Annotated in this window: 7 protein-coding genes; 4 read left to right on the forward strand and 3 right to left on the reverse strand. The window is 67.5% G+C overall.

All coding sequences use genetic code 11. The features are described from left to right. Nucleotides 1-3 precede the first annotated feature (3 nt). From WS96_RS16780 to WS96_RS16795, 4 genes are all read left to right on the forward strand, one after another. Nucleotides 4-1197, forward strand: coding sequence for an ABC transporter ATP-binding protein (locus WS96_RS16780; RefSeq protein ID WP_059833944.1), 1194 nt, complete (start codon nucleotides 4-6; stop codon nucleotides 1195-1197). A 29-nt stretch (nucleotides 1198-1226) separates the two neighbouring features. Then, complete coding sequence (locus WS96_RS16785; protein WP_034205746.1) at nucleotides 1227-2162, forward strand: AraC family transcriptional regulator; 936 nt, start codon at nucleotides 1227-1229, stop codon at nucleotides 2160-2162. After that, nucleotides 2159-3625 (forward strand): xylulokinase, encoded by a 1467-nt coding sequence (xylB, locus tag WS96_RS16790; protein WP_059833946.1) that lies wholly within the window; start codon nucleotides 2159-2161, stop codon nucleotides 3623-3625. Before WS96_RS16785 ends, xylB begins: the two co-directional genes overlap by 4 nt. Nucleotides 3626-3744: 119 nt before the next feature. Next, complete coding sequence (locus WS96_RS16795; protein ID WP_059833948.1) at nucleotides 3745-4821, forward strand: MerR family transcriptional regulator; 1077 nt, start codon at nucleotides 3745-3747, stop codon at nucleotides 4819-4821. A 235-nt stretch (nucleotides 4822-5056) separates the two neighbouring features. On the opposite strand, the gene WS96_RS16800 is transcribed toward WS96_RS16795, so the two are convergent. From WS96_RS16800 to WS96_RS16810, 3 genes are all read right to left on the reverse strand, one after another. Continuing rightward, on the reverse strand, nucleotides 5057-7942 hold the full coding sequence (locus WS96_RS16800) for a beta-propeller fold lactonase family protein (protein WP_059833950.1): 2886 nt from the start codon (nucleotides 7940-7942) through the stop codon (nucleotides 5057-5059). Nucleotides 7943-8212: 270 nt separating this feature from the next. Next, a complete protein-coding gene (locus WS96_RS16805) occupies nucleotides 8213-10147 on the reverse strand; it encodes an SMP-30/gluconolactonase/LRE family protein (RefSeq protein WP_059833952.1) in 1935 nt (644 codons plus the stop codon). 452 nt (nucleotides 10148-10599) lie between these two features. After that, entirely contained in the window at nucleotides 10600-11907 is a 1308-nt protein-coding gene (locus WS96_RS16810) for a dicarboxylate/amino acid:cation symporter (protein WP_034205754.1), read from the reverse strand. Nucleotides 11908-12015 lie beyond the last annotated feature (108 nt).

Raw genomic sequence — 12015 nt, forward strand, 5'->3', positions numbered from 1 at the left:
GCCATGGCCCGAATCGTCTGCCACGCATTGTCGAAGCACTACGACGGCGGCCCCGCCGTGCTGCATCCGCTCGACCTCGAGATCGCCGACGGCGAATTCATCGTGCTGCTCGGCCCGTCCGGCTGCGGCAAGTCGACGATGCTGCGGATGATCGCGGGCCTCGAAGCGATCACCGGCGGCGAGCTCGCGATCGGCGATGCAGTCGTCAACGACCTGCCGCCGCGCGAGCGCAATGTCGCGATGGTGTTCCAGAACTACGCGCTGTATCCGCACATGACGGTGTACGACAACATCGCGTTCGGCCTGCGGCGCCTGAAGGTGCCGGCCGACGAGATCGACCGCCGCGTGCGCGACGTCGCGCGCATCCTGAGCCTCGACGCACTGCTCGAGCGCCGTCCGCGCGCGATGTCGGGCGGCCAGCAGCAGCGCGCGGCGATCGCGCGCGCGATGATCAAGACGCCCGCCGTGTTCCTGTTCGACGAGCCGTTGTCGAATCTCGACGCGAAGCTGCGCACGCAGTTGCGCGGCGACATCAAGCGGCTGCACCGGCAGTTGAAGACGACCACGCTGTACGTCACGCACGACCAGCTCGAAGCGATGACGCTCGCCGATCGCGTCGTGCTGATGCGCGGCGGCCGCATCGAGCAGATCGGCACGCCGGCCGAGCTGTACGGCCAGCCGCATACCGTGTTCGCGGCCGGGTTCGTCGGCACGCCCGCGATGAACTTCGCGGACGGCACGATCGCGCGCGTCGGCACGACCGTGCTGCTCGACTGCAACGGCACGCGCTGGCCGCTCGCGTCTTCACGCTTCGCGCGGCTGCAGGACGGCCGGCAGGTGAAGGCCGCGATTCGCCCGAACCATCTACGGCTAGTCTCCGAAGACGATCTGACCCCGGGCACGCTCACGCTGACCGGCACGGTCGAACTCGTCGAATTGCTCGGCGCCGAGGCGCTCGTCACGCTGGACTGGCGCGGCCAGCCGTGCGCGGCCCTCGTGCCGGCCCCGATGGCTCCGGCGCCGGGCGCCGTGGTAGCGTTGCGCTTCGACGAAGAAGCCCTGCATCTGTTCGACGCCGGCACCGAGCGCAACGTCGCGTTGCCGGATACGAACCCGATCGCGCACGCGGCGGCGCCGGCGGCCGCGACGCGCGCCACGCCGCCTGCCGCGACGGGCTGGTCGACGTCCCGTTCGTAGCACGCCGGCACGCCCCGACGGAGCACACGATGAACCCGGATCTCGAGATCGTTCCCACCCACCGCGACGAATCGTTCCGCGCGTGGGTCCACGACTATCCGCATTCGGTCGCGAAGTGGCACTTCCATCCCGAGTACGAGATTCATCTGATCCAGGCGTCGCGCGGCAAGGTGTTCGTCGGCGACCACATCGGCGATTTCGGCCCCGGCAACCTGATCGTCACCGGGCCGAATCTGCCGCACAACTGGGTCAGCGAGCTCGCCGACGGCGAACGCGTGCCGTCGCGCGACGTCGTGCTGCAGTTCTCGCGCGATGCGATCGAGAAGATGGTCGGCGCGTTCAGCGAATTGCAGCCGGTGATCGACCTGATCGACGACGCGGCGCGCGGCGTGCAGTTTCCCGACCGCGTGGGCATCGAGGTCGCGCCGCTGATGCTCGAACTCGCGAACGCGCACGGCTGCCGGCGCGTCGAGATCCTGATGTCGCTGTTCGACCGGCTGTCGTCGTGCCGCGAGCGGCGCGTGCTCGCGGGGCCCGGCTACCGCAGCGACGCGCAGCACTACATGTCGTCGACCATCAACCAGGTGCTGTCGTACCTGCAGCAGAACCTGCCCGGCATGCTGCGCGAAACCGACGTCGCCGCGTTCGCCGGCATGAGCGTCAGCACCTTCACGCGATTTTTCCGGCGTCACACCGGCTCGTCGTTCGTGCGCTACCTGAACCGGCTGCGCATCAACGAGGCCTGCGAGCTGCTGATGTTTTCCGACCTGACGGTGACCGACATCTGCTACCGGGTTGGCTTCAACAACCTGTCGAACTTCAACCGTCAGTTTCTCGCGATGAAGCAGGTGCCGCCGTCGAAGTTCCGCGCGCTGCACCGGCTCAACGAACCGCACGGCCGCGACGACGCGCCGCCCCCGCGACGCGCGCCGCCGCGCGCCCCAGACAGGACGCTTCATACGTGACATATCTCGGCATCGATCTCGGCACGTCCGAGGTCAAGGTTCTCCTCACCGATTCCCGATCGGCCCCCCTCGCGACCGGCTCGGCCACGCTGTCGATCAGCCGGCCGCATCCGCACTGGTCCGAACAAAGCCCGCAGGCGTGGTGGCACGCGATGCTCGACGCGATCGCGTCGGTGCGCGCCGCGCACCCGGCCGGCTTCGCCGCGCTGCGCGGCATCGCACTGTCCGGCCAGATGCACGGCGCGACGCTGATCGACCGCGCGGATCAGGTGCTGCGCCCCGCGATCCTGTGGAACGACACGCGCGCCGGCACCGAATGCGTCGAGCTCGAGGCACTGGTGCCGGAATCGCGCGCGATCACCGGCAACATGGCGATGCCCGGCTTCACCGCGCCGAAGCTGCTGTGGCTCGCGAAATACGAGCCGGCCGTGTTTCGCGCGGTGCACAAGGTGCTGCTGCCGAAGGACTACCTGATCTGGCGCCTGTCCGGCGAATTCGTGTCCGACCTGTCCGACGCGTCGGGCACGCTATGGCTCGACTGTGCGCGCCGCGACTGGTCCGACCGGATGCTCGCCGCCACCGACCTGTCGCGCGCGCAAATGCCGCGCCTCGTCGAAGGCAACGCGGCCGCCGCGCAGTTGCGCGACGCGCTGCGGCGCGATTGGGGCATCGCCGGGCCCGTGACGATCGCCGGCGGCGCCGGCGACAACGCGGCGTCCGCGATCGGCATGGGCGTCACGGGCGCCGGCAGCGGCTTTCTGTCGCTCGGCACGTCGGGCGTGCTGTTCGCCGGCAACGACCGCTTCGCGCCGAACCCGGACGCCGCCGTGCACGCGTTCTGTCACTGCATCGAAGGGCGCTGGCACCAGATGAGCGTGATCCTGTCGGCCGCCGCGAGCCTCGACTGGCTCGCGCGCGCGCACGGCACGACGCCCGGCGCGCTGGCGGCGCGCGCCGAACGCGCCGATCCGGCCCGCGCGCCGCTGTTCCTGCCGTATCTGGGCGGGGAGCGCACGCCGCACAACGACGCGCATGCGCGTGGCGTGTTCTTCGGGCTGTCGAACGAGCACGACGCCGACGATCTCGCGTATGCGGTGATGGAGGGCGTCGCGTTCGCGATGGCCGACGGCTACGACGCGCTGCGCGCGGCCGGCACGACGCTCGACGCGGTGTCGTTCATCGGCGGCGGCTCGAAGAGCGCGTTCTGGGCGCGGCTGTGCGCGAATGCGACGGGGCTCGCGATGCAGCGCCATGCGGACGGCGCGGTCGGGGCGGCGCTCGGCGCGGCGCGGCTCGCGCGGCTTGCGGCGACGGGCGACACGCTGGGGGAAGTCTGTGTCGCGCCGCCCGTCGCGGAGACGGTCGTGCCCGATGCCGCGTCGGCCGATCTACTGGCGGGGCGGCTCGCGCGCTATCGGCGGTTGTATCGCGCGTTGCGGGACGAGTTCAAGGACGCCGACTGAACGCTCGGGCGACGTACCGCTTCGCCGTTCGGAGCGTTTTATCGGTCAGGCGCGCTTGACCCGGCCCTTGGGATCGCCTTTATGCTGAGCGCAACGAATCGACGGCAAGGAGGTGACGGATGGGTACGGACTCACCGCGTCTGAACGCATCGGCCGCCGCCGCGCGGCTCGGCGTCTCGATCAAGGCGCTGCGGCTGTACGAGCGGCAGGGCCTCGTCACGCCGGCACGCACGCCGGCCGGATACCGCGCGTACGGCCCGGAAGACCTCGCGCGTGCCGCCGACATCGCGGCGCTGCGCAAGCTCGGCCTCGGGCTCGCGCAAGTGGCGAGCGTCCTCGACGGCGACGCGCGCCATCTCGACGCCGTGCTGGCTGCTCACGAAGCGGCGCTCGATCACGGGATTCGAGCGCTCGTGAGCAAGCTCGACGGCGTGCGCGCGATGCGCGCCGACCTCGCGCGCGGCCGGATGCCGGCCGATGGCGACCTGACGCGGCTGCTCGGCGAAACGGACGCGGGGGTCGCGTTCAGCCTGCCGTGGCCGTGGGGCGGCGAACGGTTCGAGTGTCGCGATATCCGGCCGTTGAACTACATCATCGGCTCGCTGGGGAGCGGCAAGACGCGGCTCGCGCTTCGGCTGGCCGATGCGTTGCCCGGCGCCGTGTTCGTCGGCCTCGATCGGCTGGACGACGATTGCGCCGCGGCATCCGACGCATTGCGCGCCGATCCGGAACTGAAGTCGCGCGTCGACCGCACGTCGGCGTTGCTCGTCGACAACGGCGCGACGCCGTCGGCGGCGCTGACCGCACTGCTCGTCAGCCTCGAAGCGGAAAGCCCGCGCGTGCGGATCGTCGACATGATCGAACAAGGCCTCGACCGCGCCACGCAACTGGCATTGATCGCGCATCTGCGCGAACGCGCGGCCGCCGGCATGCGGCCGCTGTTCCTGCTGACCCGCTCGACGGCGATCCTCGATCTGGCAGCGGTCGGCCCCGACGAAACCATCCTGTTGTGCCCGGCCAATCACAGCCCGCCTGCGCGCGTGGCGCCTTACCCGGGCGCGCCGGGGTATGAGGCCGTGGCCACGTGCCTCGCGGCGCCGGAGGTGCGGGAGCGGATTGCGCGGTGGCCGGAAGCGCGCGCCGCCATGCTTCGTCCGGGGCAGAAGATGAATACTTCGCGACCTGTCCGTCGGTGAACGTGATGGCGCGCGACGAACGGGTAGAAATCGAACTCGACGATATCGAATCGACCGAACAGTTGCACGTACGGCTGATGAAGAGGTTGAATTTCCCCGAGCGAACATGATCTGGCACGCGTGACGCCGCGCGGCCCCATCAGGAGCCGGCGATACCCGCAGTTGCCACGCGCCCCGCTAAAAACACGGGCCCTCCCGACGGAAGGGCCCGCTTCCACCTCGACCGCCCGAACGATCAATCGCCGTCGCGGCTCGCGACCTTCTGCGTCACACCGCGCAGCTTCGGATACGGCCGCGCGCCCATCATCCCCTTCCACAACACGCGGTTGAACTGATCCGCCGGCACTTCGTCGGCATCGTCGAAGTCGAACTTCGCCGTCACCTTCGCCCAGTACGCGGCGTCGTGCGTCGGCGTGACGTCCGGGCCGGCCGCGTATTGCAGCGCGTTCTCGGCCGCCGCTTCGGCCACGCGCAACCCGGTGCTCTTCAGCGCCGTCGACGCGACGGCCGTATAGCTCCACGACGCCGGGCCATGCACGTCGAACACGTCGGTCATCGGTCGCTGATACGCGGTATTCAGGTTCATGTGTTGCGTACCGAGCACGTCCTCGATGGTACGCAGCGCGTTGACCTGGCTGTAGCGCGTCCGGATCACCGCGCCCTGCTTCACATACGGCCCGACGATGTACGCGGGCCCGCGGTGCGAATCCACGTGATCGGGACCGTCCTGCACATCGTCCTCGGTTACGACGATCAGCGTGTCGTTCGCATACGGGCTCTTCGCCACGGCCTCGACGAGCCGGCCGACGGCCAGATCGTTGTCCGCCTGCTGCGTTTCCGGCGTATTCACGCCGGCGAACGCCGTGCCGAACGCGCCCATGTGATCGTGCGACAGACGCACCAGCGACAGCGTCGGCAGGTTGCCGCTCGCGACGTACTGGTCGAACTCGCGCTTCCACTCGTTGAGGCGCCACTGATCCGGATACGTCTGGTCGAAGCCGCGGAAGTACACGTCGGTCATCGGCGCGAGCCGAGGATCGAGCGCGGCGGCCTGCACGACACCGGCCGCATGCGGATCGACGATCGGGTTCGCGGCCGTGCCGATGCTGCCGACGTTGTTCACGAGGAAGCCGTAGTTGCGGACGGTGCCGCCGCCGGCCAGCACCGCATCGAAGATGTAGCCGCGCTGACGGCCGAACGGCGCATCGGACGACGCATGGTTGCCCGTGCCGGGCAGCAGGTTCGCCGCACCGCCCGGCAGGGCCGCCGCCGCGTTGCTGTAGTTCGTCGTGCCGGCCGGGCCGGCCACCGCGTCGCGCTGCTGCACCGTTTCCCAGTTGACCGGCACGCTGCGGTTGGTGCCTTCGCTCTCGTACGACAGGCCGCGATTGACCGCCGCATAGTTGATCTGCTGGGTGATCGTCTCCGTGTTGGTGACGCGCCCCTGCAGCGCCCACGACCAGCCGTCCATGCTGCCGTCGCCCGGGTTCATGAAATTGTCGAGCGTCACGAACTGGCTCGCGAGACGATGGAAGTTCGGCGTGATGTTGCGGCCGAACTGGGCCAGCCGCGGATCGCCGTCGGCGCCGTTGCCGATGTCGCCGAGCACCTGGTCGAACGTGCGGTTTTCCTTGACGACGTAGATCACGTGCTTGATGTGACGGCGCAAGAAGCCCATCACTTCGTTGTCGCGGTCGTTGTCTTCCGGACGATAGAAGTTGTTGCGGGCCGCCTGCTGCGTGAGCATCGGCAGTTCATGGGCCGCCGGCACCGGCGCGCTCACGAGCGACGCGCGCTCGAGCTGGAACTGATATTCGTTCGACGCGTGCGACGCGGCTGCCTGCGCCGGCGTTGCGCCGAACAGGTGATCCGGGTTCGGGCCGGTCGTGCTCTTGCCGTTCACGACGTACATCCACGTGCCGTCGGCGCTGAACGTCACGTCGTGCGGCTCGAACGCGGTGGGGATCAAACCCGTGACGCGATACGCGCGCTCGCCGACGAGCGGTATGACGGCGATTTCGTTCGCGCCGGCGTTGGTCGCATACAGCGTGCGACCGTCGCGCGACAGCGTCACTGCGTACGTTGCCGCGCCCGTATGCGCCTGGCCGTGCGGGAGCACGCCGGCCGGCGCGCGCGCATCGATCCGGTTCACGACCGCGTTGCTGTCGGTGTCGATCACCGCGACCTGATCGGCGTTGTCCTGCGCGACGAACAGCCGCGACTGCGACGCGTCGAGCGTCATGCCGAGCGCGTTGCCATCCAGCTTGATGCGTTTCACGAGGCGGCCATGCGACGGCGACGACACGTCGACCGCGACGATTTCGCGATCGCGATCCGACGATACGTATGCGATGCCGTTGCCCTTTATCGCGACCGCGAACGGGAACGTGCCGCCGGCATCGCCGCTACGGCCTTCGTTGCCGGAGAAGAACGGACGCAAGTCATGCTCGTAGCGCACGCTGCCGGTCGCGGTATCGATCACGCTGATCGAATCGTTGTAGTTGTTCGCGACGACGAGCGTCTTGCCGTCGGCCGACAGCGCGAGACCGGCTGCGTTCGGCTGCACGCGAATGCCGACGCCCTTGCCGCCGTGGCCGAGCGCGATCGTGGTCGACAGCGCCCACGCGCCGCCGTGCTGCGCATACACGTAAACCGCATCGTCGCTGCCGCCGGTCGCATAGAGCTTGCTGCCGTCGTGCGAAAACACCAGGCCGACGAACGCGTTGGTCTGCTGAAGCACTTGCTTGAGCGCCGGGTGCGTCTTGTTCGCGCCCGCGACGTCGTACAGGAAGATGAACTGCGTCGACGCTGCGGTATCGACCGAGCCGTCCGGCTTGTACAGCGAGTTCTGACCGGCGGTGATGATCGCCAGCGTCTTGCCGTCCGGGTTCAATTGCGAGCGCACGGCCTCCCCCGCGACGAAATGCGGATAGGCCGTCAGCCCGGGATTCAGAAATTGCCGCACCGCGCCGCGCACGGCCAGCGGCGTGACGAACTGGCCGCTCGGCACGCGGGCGGCATCGGCGGCGTTGAACCCGTCCGCATATGCCTGCGATGCAAACAGCACGGCCGACATGATCGCGCCGAGCCGGAGCGCGCGCTTGACCTGGATATCTTTCATAGGAATCCTCTGTACTGGTGTGGGGCGAGTATCGTCTGACGTGTCCGGCATGATCGTGGCGTCGTCTGGCCGTATCGCGCAGCGGCGGGAGCCCGTACTATCGATCGAAATACGGTGCGTCGGCGATCGTCGACGTGCGGGAATTACATCGCCGCCCAATGTCAAGCACGTGACCGGTTCCATTGCGGCCCGGACAATTACACATCGTTACAGCGAAGGCGTTTCGATGACAGCCATCGTATTGTCACCGCCGAGATCGGCGCGTGCCCGTCACGGCGTCCACCGATACACGGTGATGCTGTTCCCCTTCACGTTGTTCTTCATCACCACGTACTCGCCGTTGGACCGACGGTATGCCCGGATGCTGTACATCGCATCGATCGCGCTGCTGGTGTCGACGGTCGCGGGGCTCGTGTTGATGAGCGTCGTGTCGAGATTGCCGGTGGTCAGATTGAACGCGTCGACGTTCGGCCACAGCGGCCCGCTGCTGCTGAACCAGTAGCCGACGAACAGATGATTGCCCGCCGCGTCGATCGATTTCGCGCCGCTGTGCGGCAGCGTGATCACCGGGTCCGGCTTCGTCGTATTGCCCGCGCGCCAGCCGTGATACACCTCGATGCGCGTGCCGATCGACGTCCAGTCGTTGCTGCCGAGCGCGCCCTGCGCGAGCACCATCGTGTCGCTGTCCGCGAGATAGACGATGCGCGTGAGCGGCTGGATGCTGGCCGGAATGCGGGTCGCGACGCCCGGCCCCCACGACGGCTTGCCGTTCGCGTCGAAGCCGGTCAGCGGGTAATGCGTGATCGCGCCGGTCTTGTCGAGGCCGGCCCATACGCCGCCCTGGCTGTCGAGGCTGAAGCCGCCCGTCACGCGCTGCGTCGTGTTGAACGCCGGGCCCGGAATCGAGCCGTCCGGAATCGCGATGTAACCGTTCGCCGCGTTGAAGTGATAGAAGTAGAAGACCGGCGGATTCTGGCCGGCCGCGACGAGGATCCGGTTCGGGCCGACCGACGTGAGCAGCCCGAAGTGTTCGTCGCGCTGCGTATCGCTCATGTTGATGCGCGGGTCCGACGGATACGTGAACGGATCGACGGTGTTCGCGACGAACTTGCCGCCCGCGCTGCCGCTGTATACGTGCGTGCCGCCGTAGAACAGCGCGCCGTCCGTGACCGGGTCCGGCGCGGCGATGCCTTCGAAGTTCAGCGACTGCAGCGTCCAGCGCAGATTGCCGCCGCTGCCGTACGCATGAATGTCGGTCGCGCCGTTGCGGCCGAGATCCCAACTGCCGCCCCACGGATTGTTGAGCACATAGAGGTTGCCGCCGCTGTCCTTGCCGATCCCGACGATGCGCGTGAAGCGTTGCGGGCCGACCTGCCCCTTGATGCCCGTCGTCGTGTCGAGATAGCCGCCGCGTACGCCGAACGTGCCGGCCAGCGCGGGCCGGCCCGAGATCGAATAACGCTTGATGTTCTGGTCGGGGCCTTCGTCGCCCACCAGCAGTTGCCCGGCCGCCGCATCGACATACAGCGCCGACGGGTGCGAGCCGGCCGGCATCCGGATCGTATTCAGCAGCGCGCCGGCCGGGCTGAAGCCGACGATCGAGCCCGCATTCTTCTGCGCGACCCACACGTTGCCTGCGCCGTCCACCGCGAGTGCGCCCGGCGCCGACACGTCGATGTCCCGCTGCCATACGCCATCGGTGGTGAACACGCGCACGCGATTGCCGTAGAAATCGCTCGCATAGAGCAACGAGCCGGCCGTCGCGAGCCCGGTGACGACGTCGATGCGCGGCTGGTTGGTCGCCGCGCTGATCTGGATGACGCGGTCGCGATACTTCGTCGCGCGGTTGTAGCGCCCCACCGCGCCGCTACCGTACGTCTTGCCGGGCTGCAGCGCGACGAACAGCGATGTCGCGTTGCCGGTGATCGCGCTGCCCTGGAATTCCGAATGCGCACCGATCGAGCCGATGCTCTTGCCGTTCTGGTAGATCGCGACGCCGCCTTCATCCTCGTCCCACATCGACGCCGTGTAAATCACGCCTTCGGGCGCGACCCACATCGAACGCGCGACGTTGCCGACATGGGCGGCGAGCGTGCCGTAGGTGTTGGCGATCCAGTCGGTGGTATTGCCCGCATATCCGGCCGGCGCGATCGTCGCAATCGCGGCGGCGAGCAGTACGGCCCGAATCGGTTTTCGGACGACCATGGCGGTGGCTCTCCTGAATGGTGGCGTCATGCACATGAAGGACGGCCGGATGGCTTGAAAACCGGTCATGCGTAAATACTTCCGCTGAGTCATCCGGCCCGGTCGGTATTACATCGGGGCGCGCATTCGCTACTCGGCCACGCCGAGCATAACGTCATATAAATCGAAAAAAATTGCGGACCGCCCGAACAGGCGTGTGTCGCCGATGCAGTGAACGTTCACTTACGGCACGATTCGAGATCGGGAAAATCCGGCTTTTGCCTGCGGGAATAACGCCGCCGAGTCGGGTGCAACGTATCGATATGGCAAAGGCGGATAGAACGAAGGGTTGACTCGGCGAATCGGGCGAATCGCCGGATGCGGTCGGGGGAACGACCGGCGGAGCGTGTCGCGCGCCGGCCGGAATCCATGTCGAATCCCGGCCGGCTCGCATCAGTTTCCAGGCGAGGGCATCATGCGGACGTCGCCGTTTCCCGCACTTGCGCCTGCTCGAGCCCGGCGTCGCCATCCGAATCCGCCTCGTCGCGCGGCTCGCCAAGCTGCCCTTCCCACTTCGCGACCACAGCCGCCGCGATCGAATTGCCGACGGCGTTGGTGGCCGAGCGCCCCATGTCGAGGAACATGTCGACGCCCATGATCAGCAGCAATCCGGCTTCGGGCAGGTTGAACTGGTTGAGCGTCGCCGCGATCACGACCAGCGATGCGCGCGGCACGCCCGCCATCCCCTTCGACGTCACCATCAGCATCAGCAGCATCGTGATCTGCGTGCCGAGCGGCAGATGGATGCCGTACACCTGCGCGATGAACAGCACCGCGAACGTGCAGTACATCATCGAGCCGTCGAGGTTGAACGAATAGCCGATCGGCAGCACGAAGCTCGAGATCTTGCGGTTCACGCCGAAGCGGTCGAGCGCGTCCAGCAGCTTCGGATACGCGGCCTCGGAGCTGGCCGTCGCGAACGACAGCAGGAACGGCTCGCGGATCAGCCGCAGCAGCGTGAACGCACGCTTGCCGAGGAACGTCACGCCGGCCAGCGTCAGCACGGCCCACAGCAGCGCGAGCGCCAGATAGAAGCTCGCCATGAACTTCGCGAACGTGAGCAGGATGCCGAGCCCTTCGGTCGTGATCGTCGACGCCAGCGCCGCGAACACCGCGACCGGCGCGAACCCCATCACCGCGCCCGTCACCTTCAGCATCACCTGCGCGAGATCGTCGATCACGCCGATCAGGCGCTTGCCCGATTCGCCGAGCGCGGACAGCGCGGTGCCGAAGAAGATCGAGAACACGACGATCTGCAGGATTTCGTTGTTCGCCATCGCTTCGGCGATCGACTTCGGCACCAGATGCACGACGAAATCCTTCAGCGTGAACGCGCCGGTCTTCAGGTTGAGCGCCGCATCGGACGGCGGCAGCGGCAGGCTCAGGTGGCTGCCCGGCTGCAGAAGCGTCGCGGTCAGCAGGCCGAGCAGCAGCGACGTGAACGACGCGATGAAGAACCAGCCGAACGCCTTGACGCCCACGCGGCCCACCGCGCTGCCGTCGCCCATCTGCGCGATGCCGACGGTCAGCGTCGCGAACACCAGCGGCGCGATGATCATCTTGATCAGGCGCAGGAACACATCGGACAGCAACGACACGTAACCGGCGACCTCCTTCGCCATCTTCGGGTCGGGAAACGCGCTATGGCAGGCGTAACCCACGGCGATGCCAAGAATCATCGCGACAACGATGTACTTGGTAATGTTGTGCTTCTTTTTCATTAGTGATCCAAATTACAAAGCGTATGTTGCTAACGGCTGGCCCATCATTCGCGTCCGGCTGCGAATCGAAACCTGTGTCTCCAAGCGGGCGACTTGTCCGCTTCGGGC

The sequence above is a fragment of the Burkholderia sp. MSMB1835 genome (assembly GCF_001526365.1).
Classification (GTDB): Bacteria; Pseudomonadota; Gammaproteobacteria; order Burkholderiales; family Burkholderiaceae; genus Burkholderia.